The organism is Pseudomonas sp. JDS08PS003 (assembly GCF_045013505.1).
In the GTDB taxonomy this organism is placed as follows: Bacteria; Pseudomonadota; Gammaproteobacteria; order Pseudomonadales; family Pseudomonadaceae; genus Aquipseudomonas; species Aquipseudomonas protegens_B.
The window spans coordinates 1,194,222-1,211,421 of sequence record NZ_CP120724.1; the positions used below are offsets into that span (position 1 = coordinate 1,194,222).

Below are 17,200 nucleotides of genomic sequence, written 5' to 3' on the forward strand. Positions count from 1 at the left end.
AGCGGTGACGCACGAGTACAAAGGCGACCGTGCGGTCGCCTTTTTTATGGGGCTGGATCAGCCCGCTGAATACTTCTTCAACAGGTCGGGAGGTCGGGGCTAGGGTGGGAGCACGCTGGCTAAAACTATAAAAAGGCATGCTGCAATGACTGCCATGACTCGTTGTCCAGAGCGTTCCGGGTTCATGCCCCGTTTGTCTTCCCATCATTTTCCACGTGGCCACCTGAGTACGCCGTTGCTGGCCTCCAGTGCGCGGGTCAAGTTGTTGTGTGCACCCGCCGGCAGTGGCAAGACTGCACTGCTCAGCGAATGCCTGCAGCAGGCGCCCGCTTCGTGCCGGGTCATCTGGTTGCCTCTGGGTGGTGCGCGCCAGAGTCCGGAAGACTTGTGTCGTGCCCTGGCCGCGGCCCTGGGCCAGGCCGATGCCGATCCGACCGCGTTGCTGCAGCACCTGGCCCATCTGCCCAGTCCGGCCTGGCTGTGCATCGATGACTATTGCCGGCTGCCGGCGGCGGACCTGGACGGGCTGCTGGACCGCTTGCTGAGCATCGACAATCCCTTGCTCACCTGGTGGATCGGCAGTCGCCGTCGCCCCCAATGCAACTGGCCCCGCCTGTTGCTGGACGACCAGCTCTACGAACTGGACGGCAGCGCCCTGGCCTTCAGCCAGAGCGATATCGAGCAACTGTTGCAACGCTTGCCGCAACCTTTGTGTGCGCAGACCGCCAGCCGCATCCTGCAACGCAGTGGCGGCTGGTGTGCCGGGGTGCGTATCGCCTTGCTCGATGGCAGCGAGCGGGTGACCCAACCCTGCAAGCCAGGGCGCCCCAACACCTTGCTGGAATACCTGGAGCACGAGCTGTTCAGCGTGTTGCCGGCGGAGCTGGCGGAGGTCTGGCAAGTGCTGGCCCATATGCCGCGGTTCAACGCCGAGCTGTGCGAGCATCTGTTTGGCGCCGGGGAAGGGGCCCAGTACCTGCGTACCCTGCAGGACCTGGCCTGCTTTATCGAACCCTGGGAAGGCAGCGCCGACTGGTTGCAGGTGTTCCCGCCCCTGGCCCGGCTGATGCGGGACGAAGCCTGGCCCACCGGGCGCTCCTGGCATCGACGGGCTTGCCAGTGGTTTACCGCTCAAGAGGACTGGCAGTCGGCCTTTGAGCAGGCGCTATTGGCCGAGGAGTATGACGTCGCGGTCAGCTTGCTGGAGCATTTCAATTTCGAGTTCCTGTTCCAGCAGCACAACGGGTTGTTGCTGTTGCAACTGCATGAGCGGCAGGGCGCCGAGTTGCTGCTGGGCAGTCCGCAGTTACTGGGGTTGCTGGTGGCGGCCATGCTGTTCGCCGGACGCTTCGAACAGGCCGGGCAATGCATGGCCCAGATGGCACGGTTCGCACCGCAACCTTCGGCCGTTGAACAACGCCAACTGCTGGCTCGCTGGCAGGCACAACAGGGTTGGCTGTTGCATTTGGCTGGGCGGATGGACGCCGCGCGGCAGCACTTTCTCGACGCCTTGAGCGAACTGGCAGACAGCGCCTGGACCACCCGTTTGCTGTGCCTGTCCGGGCTGACCCAGCAAGCACTGCTGTGCGGTGAGCTGGATGTGGCCCAGTCCCTCAATCGCGAGGCGCTATGTCTGGCCCGGGCCCAGGATGCGTTGCTATTCGAAGGCTTGCTGGAGCTCGACCATGCCCAATTGCTGGAGCAACGCGGCGCGCCCCATCGAGCGCAAAGCTTGCTGGAGCAGGTGATCGAGCGTTTGTCCGGGCAAGCGCTGCGTGCCACGCCCTTGCTCGGGCGCCTGGCCTTGCGCCTCGGCCGGCTGGCGTTGCGCCAGGGACACGATGGGCAAGCGGCCGAGTATTTTCGCCGAGGGCTCGAGGACTGCCTGGTCAGTCATGACAAGCGCGCTTTGTATGGATTTCTCGGTGAAGCCCAGTTGGCGGCCAACCAGGGCGACTACGCCCAGGCGTTCGTTCGCCTGCGGGACGCCGAGCGGCTGATGCAGCAACGGCAGATCCCCGACACTGTCTACCGTGGCGTGCTGTTGCAGGTCAGCAGCCAGCTCTGGCTGCAGCAGGGCCGGCCGGAGTTGGCCCACGAAGCCTTGAGCCGGTTGCTCCGGCACTTTCGCGGGCCCCAGGCCCTGCAGGCGCCGCCGGCCACCCTGGAGTTGATCCCGAGCATCGAGTACCTGCTGGTGTTGGCCGAGGTTGATCTGGGGCGGGCCCAGGCGCCGGTCGCCACGTTGCAGGGGCTGCTGGCGCGGGCCCAGCGCCACGGCATGCTGGGGCTGGAGGCGCAGGTGCAGTTGGCCCTGGCCGAGGTGGCCTTCACCCTCGGCGATCAAACCTTGGCGGCGCAGGCGTTGCAGGCCGGGCAGGAGCTGGTGGCACGCTGCAATCTGCCCCAGGCCCTGCATGAGTTGCACCTGCGGCAGCCGGCGTTGTTGCAGGCGCTGGACCGCTCACAAACCACGCTTGCGGTGGCGCCGCAGGAGAGTCAGGACAGCCTGCTCAGCCTGCGGGAGTTGCAAGTGCTGCAATTGATCGCCCAGGGCTGCTCGAACCAGCAGATTGCCGAGCAGCTGTTCATTTCCCTGCACACGGTGAAGACCCATGGGCGCCGGATTCACAGCAAGCTGGGGGTGGAGCGGCGGACCCAGGCGGTGGCCAAGGCCCAGGCCCTGGGGCTGATGAGTTGAGGCGCGCCGGTTATTCGGGCTGCGGTTGATAACCCATGCGCCAGCTCACTGCAGAGCTGGCCGCCAGCAGGCGTTGGGCTGCGGGTCCATGTTCATCGGCGTGAAACAGCGATGTCGGCCCTACCACTGTCAGCACCGCGGCGATCTTGCCGGTGGCATCGAACACTGGCGCCGACAGTGCATCGACCCCAGGCATCAGCAAACCGTGGACATGGTGCAGGCCGCGCTGGCGAATCTGCTCGGCCAGTGCGTCGTGGACCTGTGGATCGGCCAGCGCATGGGGGCTGCTTGTGGACAGCTCCTGCTGACGCAGATCGAGGGTTTCCCGCTGTGGCAGGTAAGCGTTGAACACCAGTCCGGTGGATGAGCTGAGCAGGGGCAGCACCGAACCCAGTTGGGTGACCACGGTCACCGCCCGCACCGCCGGCTCGATGTGCACCACGGTCGCGCCCTGATTGCCCCACACCGCGAGGAAGCAGGTTTCGTTCAACTCATCCCGCAGCTCCGCCAGGGGCAGGGCGCCCACCTTCAAGACATCCATGCTGCCCAGGGCCGCCAGTCCCACCCGCAAGGCTTCACGACCCAGGCCGTAATGATTGGTGGCGGTGTTCTGTTCGGCAAAGCCGCTGGCGATCAACGCCTGCAGGTAACGGTGCACCTTGCTCGCGGGCATCTGCACATGTTCGGCCAGGCGCGAAAGAGAAGTGGCCGGTGACAGTTCGGCCAGGGCCTTGAGGATGTCGGTGCCGACTTCGGCCGAGCGGACTTTCTGTTTACCGGTGCTGTCGCTGGTGCTGCGCGGCTTTTCCATGGAGGTGTTGGGGTCCCGTGACAAGTGGCGGTCTTTATAGCTTGACGCTCCTGGGCAATCAAATTACGTTATGCGTAATTTGATTACGATAAAAATAACCCAGGCGTGCCGATAACTCTTGTTAAGGAGTGGTGGGCCCCTGCCTACTCCAACTTCCAGGAGGCTCCATGAACCTCGATTCTTCGGCGTCGGCCCTCAGCTATCAATCGGGCTTCGGCAATGAATTCGCCAGCGAAGCCCTGCCAGGCGCGCTGCCCGTCGGCCAGAACTCCCCGCAGAAAGCGCCCTACGGCCTGTACACCGAACTGTTTTCCGGCACCGCCTTCACCATGACCCGCAGTGAAGCCCGGCGTACCTGGATGTACCGCATCCAGCCCTCGGCCAATCACCCGGCGTTTGCCAAGCTCGAACGGCAACTGGCGGGCGGCCCCTTGGGAGATGTGACCCCCAACCGCCTGCGTTGGAACCCGTTGCCGATCCCTGCCGAGCCCACCGATTTCATTGATGGCCTGGTGGCCATGGTGGCCAACTCTGCAGCGCAGAAGCCTGCGGGCATCAGCGTCTATCACTACCGCGCCAACCGTTCCATGGAGCGAGTGTTCTTCAACGCCGACGGTGAAATGCTCCTGGTGCCGGAACTGGGCCGCCTGCGCATTGCCACCGAATTGGGCGTGCTGGACCTGGAGCCCCTGGAAATCGCCGTGCTGCCCCGGGGCCTGAAGTTCCGCGTCGAGCTGCTGGACCCACAGGCCCGTGGCTACATTGCCGAAAACCATGGTGCGCCGCTGCGCCTGCCGGACCTGGGCCCCATTGGCAGCAACGGCCTGGCCAATCCCCGGGACTTCCTGACCCCGGTGGCCCACTACGAAGACCTCAAGCAGCCCACCACCCTGGTGCAGAAGTTCCTCGGCGAACTCTGGGGCTGCGAGCTCGACCATTCGCCGCTCAACGTGGTGGCCTGGCACGGCAACAACGTGCCCTACAAATATGACCTGCGCCGCTTCAACACCATCGGTACTGTCAGCTTCGATCACCCGGACCCGTCGATCTTTACCGTGCTGACCTCACCCACCAGCGTGCCTGGCCTGGCCAACCTCGACTTCGTGATCTTCCCGCCGCGCTGGATGGTGGCCGAGAACACCTTCCGTCCACCGTGGTTCCACCGCAACCTGATGAACGAATTCATGGGCCTGATCCAGGGCGCCTACGATGCCAAGGCCGAAGGTTTCCTGCCCGGCGGCGCGTCCCTGCACAGCTGCATGAGCGCCCATGGTCCGGACGGCGAGACCTGCACCAAGGCGATCAACGTCGAGCTGCAACCTTCGAAGATCGACAACACCATGGCCTTCATGTTCGAGACCAGCCAGGTGCTGCGTCCCAGCCAGTTCGCCCTGGAATGCCCTGATCTGCAGAACGACTACGATGCTTGCTGGGCCTCGCTGCCCGCCACCTTCAACCCGAATCGGAGATAACCCATGACCTCAACCATCACCCGTAGCTGGGTCGAGTCCGCCAACGGTCACCCCGACTTCCCGTTGCAGAACCTGCCCCTGGGGATCTTCAGCACCCAGGGTTCGGCGCCCCGCAGTGGCGTCGCCATTGGCGAACAGATTTTCGACCTGGAAGCGGCGCTGGACGCCGGCCTGTTCGAAGGCCAGGCCAAGGCCGCGGTGCAAGCCGCCCGTGGTGGTCAGTTGAATGCTTTCTTCCAGCTTGGCCGTCCAGCCCGTGTTGCCCTGCGTGAGCGCCTGCTGGAACTGCTGGGCGAGGGCAGCAGCCTGCGCGGCAAGATCGAAGCCCAGGGAGCGAAGCTGCTGCCCCTGGCGGCGGACTGCCAGATGCACCTGCCGGCCAAGATCAATGACTACACCGACTTCTATGTCGGCATCGAGCACGCGCAGAACGTCGGCAAGCTGTTCCGTCCCGACAACCCCCTGCTGCCCAACTACAAGTACGTGCCCATCGGCTACCACGGTCGCGCCTCGACCATCCGCGCTTCTGGTGCCGATGTGCGCCGGCCCAAGGGTCAGACCTTGCCAGCCGGGCAGAGCGAGCCGACCTTCGGCCCATGCGCACGCCTGGACTATGAACTGGAACTGGGTATCTGGATCGGCCAGGGCAACGAGATGGGCGAGCCCATCGCGATTGGCGATGCAGCCGAGCACATTGCCGGTTTCTGCCTGCTCAACGACTGGTCGGCGCGAGACATCCAGGCCTGGGAATACCAGCCGCTGGGGCCGTTCCTGTCGAAGAGCTTCATCACCAGCATTTCGCCCTGGGTGGTGACTGCCGAAGCCCTGGAGCCGTTCCGCCGGGCCCAGCCCCAGCGCCCTGAAGGCGACCCGCAACCCTTGCCGTATCTGCTGGACAAGCGCGATCAGGACGCAGGTGGCTTCGACATCGAGCTGGAAGTGCTGCTGATCACCCAGGCCATGCGCGAGCAGGGCTTGCCGGCGCACCGCCTGACCCTGAGCAACACTCAGCACATGTACTGGACCGTGGCACAGATGGTGGCGCACCACAGCGTCAACGGCTGCCAGTTGCAGGCCGGCGACCTGTTCGGTTCGGGCACTTTGTCCGGCCCGCAGAGCGGACAGTTCGGCAGCCTGCTGGAGATCACCGAAGGCGGCAAGAAACCTATCGAGCTGGCCTCCGGCGAGGTGCGCAAGTTCCTCGAAGACGGCGATGAAATCATTCTGCGCGGGCGTTGCAGCCGCGAAGGTTTCGCCTCCATCGGCTTCGGCGAATGCCGGGGCACTGTCCAGCCGGCCCGCTAAGGGGAGCGCCTTATGCAGCTCTATACCTACTACCGTTCCACGGCGTCCTACCGGGTGCGCATCGCCCTGGCCCTCAAGGGCCTGGAGTTCCAGGCCATCCCGGTCAACCTGCTGGTGCCCAAGGGCGGGGCGAACCGCCAGCCGGAGTACCTGGAGATCAACCCGCAGGGTCGGGTTCCGGCCCTGCGCACCGATGAAGGCGATCTGCTGATCCAGTCACTGGCGATCATCGAGTACTTGGAGGAGCGTTATCCACAGGTGCCGCTGCTGTCCGAGGATCTGGTCAGCCGCGCCCAGGAGCGGGCGGTGGCCGCCATCATCGGCTGCGACATCCACCCGCTGCACAACTCCAGTACCCAGAATCTGCTGCGGGAATGGGGGCATGAAGAAGACCAGTTGCTGGTGTGGATCGACCATTGGATCAGCCAGGGTCTGGCCGCCCTGGAGCAACTGATCGGTGATCACGGCTTCTGTTTCGGCGATGAGCCGGGGCTGGCCGATGTGTTCCTGATTCCCCAGCTGTACGCCGCCGAGCGCTTCAAGGTGTCCCTGGACGGCTATCCACGGATTCTCCGGGTCGCGGCCCTGGCCGCGGCGCATCCGGCGTTCCAGGCCGCGCACCCGGCCAACCAGCCCGACACCCCGGCCTGAGCCTGCACGCTGCCCCAGCTTTCGGGGCAGCGTGGCATCCGTATTACCTAGGCCCCGCAACGGGGCCTGAGCGGTCACCACCTGTGACCTGCGCAACACTGCTGCTCATAACCATAAAAAACGAACAGGTACCTTGCGATGCAAAATCAGATTGCCAGCTTTCGTGCTGCGCTCGACGCCCGCCCGGTGTCCCGCTATCAGTGGTTGCTCCTGTTGCTTCTCGCCTTGTTGCTGGTCACTGACGGCTACGATGCCCAGGTCCTGGGTTATGTGGTGCCGGCCCTGGCTCAGGACTGGGGCCTGGAAAAGTCCGCCTTCGGTCCGGTGTTCAGTGCCAACCTGCTGGGCTTGACCCTCGGCTCTCTGGCAGTGACACCGCTGGCGGACCGTTTCGGGGTACGGCGGATTCTGCTCTGTTGCGTGCTGATCTACGCCAGCCTGACGGTGCTGATGGTGTTCGCCAATTCCCTCCACAGCCTGATGGCCGCGCGCTTTATCTGCGGGATCGGCATGGGCGGTGCGATGCCCAGCGCCATGGCCCTGATGTCCGAGTATTCGCCGCCGCGCCTGCGCACCTTGATGGTGACCCTGGCCGCCTGCGGTTTCTCGTTCGGTGGCGCTGCCGGTGGTTTTGTCGCTGCCGGTTTTATCGATCGCTTCGGTTGGGAGGCGGTGTTCCTGGCTGGTGGGATCACGCCCTTGCTGCTGTTTCCGTTCTTGGTCTGGCGCCTTCCCGAGTCCCTGCCGCGCTTGCTGCGGGACGCGCCGCCCTATGCGCGCTTGCGCAAGGTCACAGCGCAGATGCTTGCGGACTGGCAGCCACCGCCCGTTGTCAGCGGCCCCGGTGAAGCACCGGCAGGCAGCAAGCTCACAGTGGTGGAGCTGTTCCGCCAGGGCTATGCGCGACCCACGCTGCTGATCTGGTCGACCTTTTTTGTCAGCCTGATCCTTCTGTATTTCATGATCAGTTGGTTGCCGACCTTGCTGCTGGAAAGTGGCCTGGCCCTGAAACAGGCCAATCTGGTGACCTCAATGTTCCTCTTCGCCGGCACCCTGGGGGCGATCTGCATGGCCTGGTTCGCCGACCGCCTCAAGCGCAAGGTGCGCCTGCTGGCGGCCGTGCTCGGCGCCGCGGCTCTGTGCACCGTGCTGCTGGGCCTGAATCACGACAACCCGCGTTATCTGGTGGTGTTCGTGTTTGCTGCCGGCTTTTGCATCATCGGCGGGCAACTGACCCTCAACGCCTTCGCCAGCAATTTCTATCCGGCGCAGGTGCGCGCCACCGGTACCGGCTGGGCGCTGGGGGTGGGACGCTTCGGTTCGATCCTGGGGCCGTTGTTCGGCAGCATGCTGCTGGCGATGCATATCCCGGTGCAGCAGATTTTCTTCTTCTGCGCGATTCCGGCGGTGCTGGCGGCCGTGCTGATCATCCAGGTGCGCTCGCCGTCCGAGGCTTGCGCGGGTGACGCGGGAGCGGCCCCCGAGCTGCAGGCGCCGCTCAAATCCTGAGGTGCTGTCGGTTCAGCGTGCCAGGTGCTTGATCATCGGCACGCAGGCCAGGGTCAGGCCCCGGGGTGACTGGTACTGGGCGATTCGCTCGCCGACGAAACCGCAATGACGGTAGAAGTCGGCGGCATTCAAGGTCGAATCCAGGATCAGGTGCGGCAGCTCGGCTTGCTGTGCCCGCTCTTCAAGGTACGCCATCATCTGCCGGCCAATCCCCTGGCCCATGTAGGCCGGGTCGACGAACACTGCGTCGACCTGTCCGGTCTCCAGGTCGAGCAGGCCGCTGGCGGTTACCAGGTCGTCGATGACGGCCACGTAGCCGGTGCTTTCCACCACTTCGATGAAGTAGTCCGCCAGGCTGCCGGCGGTCCAGATCTGCAAGTCGGCGTCGGGGTAGTGGCCGCGGCACTGGTGGTTGATGGCTTGGTTACGAATGTCGAAGACCCGTTGCGCGTCATCGCCATGAGCTTTTCTGATCAGCATGCTGTACCCGTTCCGTGGAGTGAGCCGAGCATCCTGCCAGAGCCCGGGAGGGGCTGTCATGCGGCCCTGGCCTGGATCAGCAGCAGCCCCCAGCCGGTCAGCAGCGTACCGTCCGCTCGCAGCAAGGGTTGCATGGCCTTGTGCAGCTCGTCCTTCAACAGTGTGCAGGTGGCGGGTGTCAGGCGGTCAAGGTCGTAGGTTTCCCCCAGGGCGTCCCAGAACTCCTCGAAGGTGGGGGTCCATTCAAGGTCCAGTTCTTCGAATTGCACGTCACGGAAATGGCGCGCCAACAGCTCTCGCCAGCCACTCTGGGACTGGGTGCGTGGGTCCACCAGAGGCAGGGGCGCTAGCCGGTCGCGTTGGGCGGCGGCACGAAAGGCCTGCAAGTAGCGCAGGCCCGGTTCGCCGAGGAGAAAGCTGCGGCCGACGATGGCCGACAGTTGTCCGCCCCGGGCCAGGACTCGATGCACCTCGGCCAGTACCTGTTCGATATCGCTCATGAGCATCAGCGCCAGGTGCGAGACCACGGCGTCGATGCTGCCGGTGGCCAGGGACAGGGATTGGGCGCGCTCATTGAGCAACACACTGCGCTCCCCGAGACGGGCGCGTGCAGCCTGCAGTTCGGTGCTACTCATGTCCACGCCGATCAATCGCGCCTCGGGGTACTCGCCGGCTAGCAGGTCCAGCAGAAAACCGTCGCCGCAGCCCAGGTCCAGGAGTTGGGCGCCAGGCCGAGCGGTGGCGAGTGTGGCGGTCAGCATGTCGTAGGAGGAACCGCGTCCCGGCAGGCTCAACCCGGAAAAGGCCGGTGGCGTGGTGCCGGGGCGCCGCTGGTGAAAGTCCTGAAGAAAGCGTTCGGCACTGTTCATGCTGTTCATCCTTGATGCAAGCGGTGAGTGGAGGTGGCGCGCGGGTATTGTTGCACGCAAGCAGTGCCCAGCTCTCAATGGACGATGTTGTTGGGCGGCAGATGCCCCAGACGTTCGGTCAGGCGCAGACGCTGGATCGGGTCGTCGCTGAGCAGCAGCGCGTGTTCCAGGTCGAAACGCTCGGCATTCGGGCACTCCAGGCGTTGATAGAGGCTGGCCCGGGCCAGGTAGTCGGCGGCGCTGCCGTTGCCCAGCTCCAGCACGCGCTCGGCATTGATCAGGGCCCCCAGGTTGTCGTCGTAGGACAGGTGCAGCTGGCGCAGGTTGCGCGACAGGCGCTGGAACATCTGCAGCGGCTCGGCACTGGCCAGGTGTTCGGCGCTGAGCTTGATATGGGCGCCGTACTGGCGTTGCAGCAGTTCCCGGCAGTCGGCGGGGTACAGCCGGCGTCCGCCGCAGGGGTTCAGCAGATGGTCGGCGCCGGGCACCCGCAGCAGAAAGTGCCCGGGGAAGTTCACCCCCACCAGGGGAATCTGCAGCCGTTGTGCCAGCTCCAGAGCAATCAGCGCCAGGGCCAGGGGTTGCCCGCGGCGCGATTCCAGGACCTTGTCCATCAGCGCCGCCTGGGGACGCAACGGAAGGTGCTCGTCCTGCTGAAAGCCCAGGTCGTTCATCCGCCGCAACAGTGGCTGGCCCAGTTCGTTCGCCGGCAGATGAGGCAGGCTGCTGCCGATCTGCAGCTGGATCTCCTTGAAGGCTTCCAACTGACGCTCGGGCACCAGTTGCGGTGCATGTTCGGCGGCAATCCACAGGGCCGCTTCCAGCAGGGCTGGGGGCGAGCGGTGCAGGCAGGCGAAAAAGGCTTGGCGCGGGTTCATCTCAACCTCCGACGGATGCCTCGTTTTAGCCTCGTGGCGCAGGTTCGTCCAGTGCTGACACAGGTGGTAGCAGGTTATTTCCCAAAGCCTGCAAATGCCTGCGGCTTATTCCAGCGTGGCGCAGCAAATTCCAGGCGCAAGCCTATACTGGCGACTACAAGAAGTGATTCGGGAGCCCGTCGATGTTCGCTCTCATGCACAGCACCCGCCTTGAATCGCTGCACCTCAGCGTCGACCCCAGCACCGGGTTGAAGGCAGTGATCGCCATCCACAACAACCGCCTGGGGCCCGCCCTGGGCGGTTGCCGTTATCTGGCCTACCCCGACACCACCAGTGCCGTGGAGGACGCTGCGCGACTGGCCCAGGGCATGAGCTACAAGGCGGCCCTGGCTGGCTTGCCTCAAGGTGGCGGTACCGCGGTGATCATCCGTCCCGCCCATGTGGAAAACCGCGCGGCGCTGTTCGAGGCCTTTGGCCGTTGCATCGAGCAACTGGACGGGCGCTACATCACCGCCATCGACAGCGGCACCTCGGTGGCCGACATGGACTGCATCGCCCAGCAGACCCGATACGTCACCAGCACCAGCGCCGCCGGAGATCCGTCGCCCCACACTGCCATGGGGGTGTTCGCCGGGATTCGCAGCACCGCCATGGCCCGCCTGGGCAGCGACAATCTGGAAGGTCTGCGGGTGGCGATCCAGGGCCTGGGCAACGTCGGCTACGCCCTGGCCGAGCAACTGCACGCCGTCGGGGCCGAGCTGCTGGTCAGCGACATCGATGCCGGCAAGGTGCAGTTGGCCATGGAGCAACTTGGGGCGCATCCCGTCGCCAATGATTCGCTGCTCAGCACCCCTTGCGACATTCTCGCCCCCTGCGGTCTTGGCGCCGTGCTCAACAGCCTCAGCGTGGCCCAGTTGCGCTGCGCGGCGGTGGCCGGTTCGGCCAACAATCAACTGACCAACCTGCAAGTTGCCGATCAACTGGAACGGCGCGGGATTCTCTATGCGCCGGACTACGTGATCAATTCGGGTGGCCTGATCTATGTGTCCCTCAAGCATCGCAATGAGGAACTCCCGGTGATCACGGCGCACCTGTCGAAGATCAGCCTGCGGCTGACAGAGATCTTCGCCCACGCCCAGGCGGAAAAACGTTCCCCGGCGCGGGTCGCGGACGAACTGGCGGAACGGGTGCTGTACCGCTAGGCCTCCCTGTCTTAACCCTGGGGCCTGCCCTCTGTAGTATCTGGGCCCGGGCAAGGTTGCAGGGCTGAGCCCAATCCCTCACGGCCCCACTGACAAGGAATGTATTCGACGATGCCTCAAGTGCTGGATAGTGGTCTGGATGAGCAGTTGTCTTCGCTGTTGCGCTCAGGTGCGGATATTCGATCGATATGCCAGCTTCTTGTGCGATACCGGAATAGGGGCTTTGGCGCGCAGGCTGTGTACAACTTTCTGGCGTCGTTCAGGCATGACGCATCGGATGAACTCGAAGACAGAGTCCTGGAAGCCATGGATATAGCATCCGGATATTGCCCGCCAGGCTGCCGGGTGTGGGAGGTCGCGCCATGACCGCAGCCAATACGGACAATCTATCGAGCAGGTGTTCTGTCAGGGATCTGCAGTTGTACGCTGCGGCGTGCCTGGAGGCTTACTGCCTGAGTAAAGGTATTGCTCATCCTGCTGTAGATGACTTGATAAAGCACCTTGAGAACTACCCGGAAAAAGATCGTTTACTGGCCTGGGACAGGGCCGGAGCGCAACTGGCATTGAATGGACGAGGGGATGACTTGCCACCGAGTCTTGTTGCTTTGATAGCGCCTGAAGATATCGAGGCGTTCTCCAGCATCGTCGACAGCGCGGTTGAGGTTGGAATGGTCGACCTGTATGGAGGTGCGACCGATTTGCCTGTGATGTTCATGGGCCAGATCACTGCGATATTGCGTCGCAACCTTATCGATTTGCCCGAGCCCCAAGGCGCGTCAGTCGTTTAACCGGCGGCTGCATAACGGGCGCTCCATGATCGGCACACATGAAAAAAGCCCTGTGCCATGGACACAGGGCTTATTCAATTCGCGTGAAGCCTATTTCGCAGCCTTGGCTGCTTTCGCCGGCTTGGTCGGCGCCTCGACTTCAGCAGGTTGCTGCGCTTGAACCACCTCCACCACGGGAGCGGGGGCGCTGAGCAACTCGGACAATGCATCCGGCTGGCTCTTGAAGGCCCTGGCAAATACATCGCGGTTCTTCGCCATGTAGATCCCGGCTTCTTCCACTTGTTGTTCGCTCAGCGACGGCACTGCTTTTTGCAACACTTGCGCCAGCACTTCAGCCAGTTCGAGCATTTTGTCATGACGGTCAGCTTCGGCTTTATCCATGAACAAGCGCTCCAGATCTCGGCTGCTGCGGTATACCACTTCGACGGCCATTCACCACCTCACATGCCTTCACGATAATGGGTCTGTATAAATACTGTATCTATATACAGGTCGAGAGAATAGGCGAAACCTTTTCCCTTGGATAGTGGCTTTTTAATGTAGACGGAATTTTTTTCCCGGGCCGATTGTTACGCGGCCGTGCCTCGTTGCGGGCGGCCACCATCTCATTGACGGCTCCTGGCCTTTTTTCTGCATGCAGAACAACCGTCACGTCCAATCCGCATCATCCGGTCGAACCGACCTAAGGAAGAACCATCGTGAAAATCAATTGGGCCGAGAACCTGCGGCAGAACGTCCATCAACTGGCCGAGTCCCTGGGCAACCTGTTTGTCGAGTCGTTCCACTACCTGGCGCTGTTCGCCATCGGAGCGGTGACCGCCTGGGCGGCAGTGATGGAATTCCTGCAGATGATCGAGGCGGGCCACATCAAGATCGATGACATCCTGCTGTTGTTCATCTACCTGGAATTGGGGGCGATGGTCGGTATCTACTTCAAGACCAACCACATGCCGGTGCGCTTTCTGATCTACGTGGCGATCACTGCGCTGACCCGGCTGCTGATTTCCAACGTTTCCCACCACAACCCGCCGGACCTGGGGATCATCTACCTGTGTGGCGGGATTCTGCTGCTGGCCTTCGCCATTCTGGTGGTGCGCTACGCCTCGTCGCAATTTCCTTCGGTGAAGATCGAGCATCCGCAACGCAAGATCGGCGCGGGCTCCGGCGAGCACCCGGAAGTGGAGAAAGGCGAGCTCTAAAACCTCAAGGCCTGGGGCGCAGGCTTTTGGCCGACGGGCGGCAGCAGTGCGAGGCTGTCGCCATTGGTCATGGCTTCGAGGATGGCTACGGCGCTGTGGCCCTGCTCGATGGCGATGCCGAATTGAATGCTTTGCACCAGGCGCTTGATGCGCTGCGGGTCATTGCGCTGGGCTGCGCTGATCATGCGCTTGGCCACCACCCGGCCGGCCTGGGACAGGGTCAGCATGATGCTGCCGTCCAGGCCCTGGATGCTCAGGTTGACCTGATAATCCGGGGTGAAGGTGTCGGTAATCAGTTGAAAGGGGTTGTCCATGATGCGTCACCGCCTGATTGGATCGTGCAGTCATTGACTGGCAGGGCGCGGAATTAGTTCGCGATTCCAGACCGCTGACCGGTCGTTTGCCGAGGCTTGCCTACGTCCGTGTTGCTCAAGGATGAACAAAGCAAGGGGCATGCCGGGAACCTCGACGGGCAATGATTGCGGGGACAAAAAAGCGGACCACAAGGTCCGCTTTTTTTATTCCGGCCCGTTTCAGGGCACGACCGAGTAAATGATCGCAGACAGTGCGATCAGGCCGATCAGCACCACGAACAGGTTCGACAGTTGACCCGAATACTGGCGCAGCGATGGCACGCGCCGGATCGCATACATCGGCATCAGGAACAGCAGGCAGGCGATCACCGGTCCGCCCATGGTCTCGATAATGCGCAGAATGCTCGGGTTGAAGGTGGCCACGGCCCAGCAAGTGAGGATCATGAACAGCGCGGTGATCTTTTCCAGGCGGGTGGACGACAGCGAGCGCCCCCGCAGGTTTTTCACGATCAGCCCCTGGAAGCCTTCGCTGGCGCCGATGTAGTGGCCCAGAAACGACTTGGTAATGGCCACCAGCGCGATCAGCGGTGCGGCGTAGGCAATCACCGGGGTCTGGAAGTGGTTGGCCAGATACGACAGGATCGAGATGTTCTGCTCCTTGGCCGCCGCCAGGTCCGCCGGCGACAGGGCCAGCACGCAGCTGAAGCAGAAGAACATCACCGTCAGCACCATCATGGTGTGGGACATGGCCAGGATGCCGCTGCTCTTGCGCTCGGCCTGGGCGCCGTAATGGCGCTTCTGATCCACGGCGAAGGCCGAGATGATCGGCGAGTGGTTGAAGGAAAACACCATCACCGGAATCGCCAGCCACAGGGTCTTGAAGAACAGCGGCAGGGGCATGCCCTCGCTGGCCGAAGCGAAGAACGCGCCGTTCCAGTTGGGGATCAGGCTCAGGGCCAGCAACAGCAGAGCGGCGACGAAGGGATAGACCAGCAGGCTCATGGCCCGCACGATCACGCCCTGGCCGCAACGCACAATCGCCATCAGCCCGAGGATCAGCAGCAGCGACAGCAGCGCCCGGGGCGGCGGCGTCAGGTGCAACTGGTGCTCCATGAAGCTGCTCAGGGTGTTGGTCAGGGCCACGCTGTACACCAGCAGAATCGGGAAGATGGCGAAGAAGTAGAGCAGGGTGATCAGCTTGCCGGCACCGACCCCGAAGTGTTCTTCCACCACCTCGGTGATGTCCCCGGAGCGTCCGGAGAGGACGAAGCGGGTCAGGCCGCGGTGGGCGAAGAAGGTCATGGGGAAGGCCAGCAGCGCCAGTACGATCAACGGCCAGAAGCCACCGACCCCGGCGTTGATCGGCAGAAACAGGGTGCCGGCGCCGATGGCGGTGCCATACAGGCCAAGCATCCAGGTGGTGTCGTGCTTGCTCCAGCCTTGCCGGGCTGTTGCGGTGTCGCGTGATGTGGCTACAGCGGGATTTTCGGCAGCAGGTGTGGGTACATCGGTCATCGGTATCGCCTCGTTATTATTTTTGCTCGGGCTCACGTGTTACGGACGGTCAGGGAAGGCTCCTCAGCATTCCACCCAGCTCACCGCCAGGCCGCCCCGTGAAGTTTCTTTGTATTTGTCATGCATGTCGGCGCCGGTATCGCGCATGGTGCGGATCACCCGGTCCAGGGAAATGAAATGCTTGCCGTCACCGCGCAGGGCCATCTGGGTGGCGTTGATCGCTTTCACCGCGGCAATTGCGTTGCGCTCGATGCAGGGCACCTGCACCAGGCCGCCCACTGGGTCGCAGGTCAGGCCAAGGTTATGTTCCAGGCCGATCTCGGCGGCGTTTTCCAGTTGCTCGGGCGTGGCACCGAGGACTTCCGCCAGGCCCGCGGCGGCCATGGCGCAGGCTGAACCCACTTCACCCTGGCAGCCGACTTCGGCGCCGGAGATGGAGGCGTTCTTCTTGCAGAGGATGCCCACTGCCGCGGCTCCCAGGAAAAAGCTCACGACGTCGTCGTCAGAGGCCTGGGGATTGAACTTCATGTAGTAGTGCAGCACCGCCGGGATGATCCCCGCCGCACCGTTGGTAGGGGCGGTGACCATGCGTCCGCCGGCGGCGTTTTCCTCGTTGACCGCCAGGGCATAGAGGTTGACCCACTCCATGGCCGAGAGGGTCGAGGTGATGACATTCGGCTTGCCGATTTCCAGCAGGCTGCGGTGCAGCTTGGCGGCGCGCCGCGGTACATCGAGGCCACCAGGCAGGATGCCTTCGTGGCGCAGGCCCTGTTCCACGCATTCGCGCATCACCGACCAGATATGCAGCAGGCCGCTGCGGATTTCGGCGTCGCTGCGCCAGGCTCTTTCGTTGGCCATCATCAGCTCGCCGACGCGCAACTGGTGGGTCTTGCACAGCGCCAGCAGTTCAGCCGCGCTGTTGAAGTCGTAAGGCAATTCGACGCTGGCGCCGGCTTCGGTTCCGGCCTCGACCTGGGCCGCTTCGATGATGAACCCGCCGCCTACCGAGTAGTAGGTCTGCTCCAGCACGATGCCCTGCTCGCCGAGTGCGGTCAGGGACATGGCATTGGGGTGGTAGGGCAGGCTTTGGTCCAGCAGGAGCAGGTCCTGTTGCCAGTCGAAGGCGATGTTCCTGCGCCCCCCCAGCAGCAATTGGCCGCTGTCGCGCAGTTGCTGGATGCGTGGGCCGATGCTGCCCGGATCGATGCTGTCGGGCCATTCGCCCATCAGCCCCATGACGCTGGCGCGGTCGGTGGCATGGCCGACACCGGTGGCGGAGAGGGAGCCGTAAAGGCGGATCTGCACCCGCTGTACCTGATCCTCCAGGCCCAGGTCGAACAGCGCCTGGGCGAAAGTGGCGGCGGCGCGCATCGGGCCCACGGTGTGGGAACTGGAAGGACCGATACCGACTTTGAAAAGATCAAAAACACTGATAGCCATGCTAAAGCCTTACAAGCAATGGAAGGTGGATCGCTGCCATTTTTTGTAGGCCAAGCGCAATGTCGG

The 17,200-nt window shown here is 63.4% G+C and carries 15 protein-coding genes and 1 pseudogene; 8 read left to right on the forward strand and 8 right to left on the reverse strand.

What is annotated here, in order from left to right; all coding sequences use genetic code 11:
- Positions 1-145: 145 nt before the first annotated feature.
- Positions 146-2,701 carry a LuxR C-terminal-related transcriptional regulator gene (locus P7C00_RS05395; protein WP_404938245.1) on the forward strand — a complete coding sequence of 852 codons (2,556 nt, stop codon included), beginning with the start codon at positions 146-148 and terminating at the stop codon, positions 2,699-2,701.
- A 10-nt stretch (positions 2,702-2,711) separates the two neighbouring features.
- Here the strand turns inward: P7C00_RS05395 and P7C00_RS05400 are convergent, their stop codons facing one another.
- On the reverse strand, positions 2,712-3,512 hold the full coding sequence (locus P7C00_RS05400) for an IclR family transcriptional regulator (RefSeq protein ID WP_123727503.1): 801 nt from the start codon (positions 3,510-3,512) through the stop codon (positions 2,712-2,714).
- A gap of 167 nt (positions 3,513-3,679) precedes the next feature.
- Between P7C00_RS05400 and hmgA the strand changes: the two genes are divergently transcribed.
- The 4 genes from hmgA (at position 3,680) to P7C00_RS05420 (ending at position 8,449) form a co-directional block, all read left to right on the forward strand.
- Positions 3,680-4,984, forward strand: a complete 1,305-nt coding sequence (hmgA, locus tag P7C00_RS05405) for a homogentisate 1,2-dioxygenase (RefSeq protein WP_404938246.1) — start codon at positions 3,680-3,682, stop codon at positions 4,982-4,984.
- A 3-nt stretch (positions 4,985-4,987) separates the two neighbouring features.
- Positions 4,988-6,289, forward strand: coding sequence for a fumarylacetoacetase (gene fahA / locus P7C00_RS05410; protein ID WP_346633586.1), 1,302 nt, complete (start codon positions 4,988-4,990; stop codon positions 6,287-6,289).
- Positions 6,290-6,301: 12 nt separating this feature from the next.
- The gene (gene maiA, locus P7C00_RS05415; RefSeq protein ID WP_404938247.1) at positions 6,302-6,940 is read left to right on the forward strand and encodes a maleylacetoacetate isomerase; all 639 of its coding nucleotides are present in this window, start codon (positions 6,302-6,304) and stop codon (positions 6,938-6,940) included.
- 138 nt (positions 6,941-7,078) lie between these two features.
- Positions 7,079-8,449, forward strand: a complete 1,371-nt coding sequence (locus P7C00_RS05420) for an MFS transporter (RefSeq protein WP_404938248.1) — start codon at positions 7,079-7,081, stop codon at positions 8,447-8,449.
- Between the two features lie 12 nt (positions 8,450-8,461).
- Here P7C00_RS05420 and P7C00_RS05425 read toward each other — a convergent pair whose 3' ends face one another.
- The 3 genes from P7C00_RS05425 to P7C00_RS05435 all read right to left on the reverse strand — a co-directional run bounded on the left by P7C00_RS05425 (position 8,462) and on the right by P7C00_RS05435 (position 10,676).
- Positions 8,462-8,929: a GNAT family N-acetyltransferase gene (locus tag P7C00_RS05425; RefSeq protein ID WP_346633583.1), complete on the reverse strand. Its 468-nt coding sequence runs from the start codon at positions 8,927-8,929 to the stop codon at positions 8,462-8,464.
- A 56-nt stretch (positions 8,930-8,985) separates the two neighbouring features.
- Complete coding sequence (locus P7C00_RS05430) at positions 8,986-9,798, reverse strand: class I SAM-dependent methyltransferase (RefSeq protein ID WP_404938249.1); 813 nt, start codon at positions 9,796-9,798, stop codon at positions 8,986-8,988.
- A gap of 74 nt (positions 9,799-9,872) precedes the next feature.
- Entirely contained in the window at positions 9,873-10,676 is an 804-nt protein-coding gene (locus P7C00_RS05435; protein ID WP_404938250.1) for a SirB1 family protein, read from the reverse strand.
- Positions 10,677-10,858: 182 nt separating this feature from the next.
- On the opposite strand from P7C00_RS05435, the gene P7C00_RS05440 reads away from it, so the two are divergent.
- Positions 10,859-11,878 (forward strand): Glu/Leu/Phe/Val dehydrogenase dimerization domain-containing protein, encoded by a 1,020-nt coding sequence (locus P7C00_RS05440; RefSeq protein WP_346633580.1) that lies wholly within the window; start codon positions 10,859-10,861, stop codon positions 11,876-11,878.
- A gap of 362 nt (positions 11,879-12,240) precedes the next feature.
- A complete protein-coding gene (locus P7C00_RS05445; RefSeq protein ID WP_404938251.1) occupies positions 12,241-12,666 on the forward strand; it encodes a hypothetical protein in 426 nt (141 codons plus the stop codon).
- Between the two features lie 177 nt (positions 12,667-12,843).
- Here P7C00_RS05445 and P7C00_RS05450 read toward each other — a convergent pair.
- Positions 12,844-13,098, reverse strand: a pseudogene (locus P7C00_RS05450) (YebG family protein); the annotation flags it as partial.
- A 266-nt stretch (positions 13,099-13,364) separates the two neighbouring features.
- On the opposite strand from P7C00_RS05450, the gene P7C00_RS05455 reads away from it, so the two are divergent.
- Positions 13,365-13,865: a phosphate-starvation-inducible protein PsiE gene (locus P7C00_RS05455; RefSeq protein WP_047283972.1), complete on the forward strand. Its 501-nt coding sequence runs from the start codon at positions 13,365-13,367 to the stop codon at positions 13,863-13,865.
- Here P7C00_RS05455 and P7C00_RS05460 read toward each other — a convergent pair.
- The 3 genes from P7C00_RS05460 to P7C00_RS05470 form a co-directional block, all read right to left on the reverse strand.
- The gene (locus tag P7C00_RS05460; protein WP_346633578.1) at positions 13,862-14,179 is read right to left on the reverse strand and encodes a DUF3509 domain-containing protein; all 318 of its coding nucleotides are present in this window, start codon (positions 14,177-14,179) and stop codon (positions 13,862-13,864) included. The two genes, P7C00_RS05455 and P7C00_RS05460, sit on opposite strands and share 4 nt — an antisense overlap.
- Positions 14,180-14,398: 219 nt before the next feature.
- Positions 14,399-15,694, reverse strand: coding sequence for a serine/threonine transporter (locus P7C00_RS05465; RefSeq protein ID WP_404938252.1), 1,296 nt, complete (start codon positions 15,692-15,694; stop codon positions 14,399-14,401).
- A 63-nt stretch (positions 15,695-15,757) separates the two neighbouring features.
- A complete protein-coding gene (locus tag P7C00_RS05470; RefSeq protein ID WP_212805967.1) occupies positions 15,758-17,134 on the reverse strand; it encodes an L-serine ammonia-lyase in 1,377 nt (458 codons plus the stop codon).
- Positions 17,135-17,200: the final 66 nt, after the last annotated feature.

Bases quoted from the DNA above. Each gene is read 5' to 3' on its own strand.
- P7C00_RS05395 (WP_404938245.1), top strand. From the start codon at position 146: ATGACTGCCATGACTCGTTGTCCAGAGCGTTCCGGGTTCATGCCCCGT.
- P7C00_RS05400 (WP_123727503.1), bottom strand. From the start codon at position 3,512: ATGGAAAAGCCGCGCAGCACCAGCGACAGCACCGGTAAACAGAAAGTC.
- hmgA (WP_404938246.1), top strand. From the start codon at position 3,680: ATGAACCTCGATTCTTCGGCGTCGGCCCTCAGCTATCAATCGGGCTTC.
- fahA (WP_346633586.1), top strand. From the start codon at position 4,988: ATGACCTCAACCATCACCCGTAGCTGGGTCGAGTCCGCCAACGGTCAC.
- maiA (WP_404938247.1), top strand. From the start codon at position 6,302: ATGCAGCTCTATACCTACTACCGTTCCACGGCGTCCTACCGGGTGCGC.
- P7C00_RS05420 (WP_404938248.1), top strand. From the start codon at position 7,079: ATGCAAAATCAGATTGCCAGCTTTCGTGCTGCGCTCGACGCCCGCCCG.
- P7C00_RS05425 (WP_346633583.1), bottom strand. From the start codon at position 8,929: ATGCTGATCAGAAAAGCTCATGGCGATGACGCGCAACGGGTCTTCGAC.
- P7C00_RS05430 (WP_404938249.1), bottom strand. From the start codon at position 9,798: ATGAACAGTGCCGAACGCTTTCTTCAGGACTTTCACCAGCGGCGCCCC.
- P7C00_RS05435 (WP_404938250.1), bottom strand. From the start codon at position 10,676: ATGAACCCGCGCCAAGCCTTTTTCGCCTGCCTGCACCGCTCGCCCCCA.
- P7C00_RS05440 (WP_346633580.1), top strand. From the start codon at position 10,859: ATGTTCGCTCTCATGCACAGCACCCGCCTTGAATCGCTGCACCTCAGC.
- P7C00_RS05445 (WP_404938251.1), top strand. From the start codon at position 12,241: ATGACCGCAGCCAATACGGACAATCTATCGAGCAGGTGTTCTGTCAGG.
- P7C00_RS05460 (WP_346633578.1), bottom strand. From the start codon at position 14,179: ATGGACAACCCCTTTCAACTGATTACCGACACCTTCACCCCGGATTAT.
- P7C00_RS05465 (WP_404938252.1), bottom strand. From the start codon at position 15,694: ATGACCGATGTACCCACACCTGCTGCCGAAAATCCCGCTGTAGCCACA.
- P7C00_RS05470 (WP_212805967.1), bottom strand. From the start codon at position 17,134: ATGGCTATCAGTGTTTTTGATCTTTTCAAAGTCGGTATCGGTCCTTCC.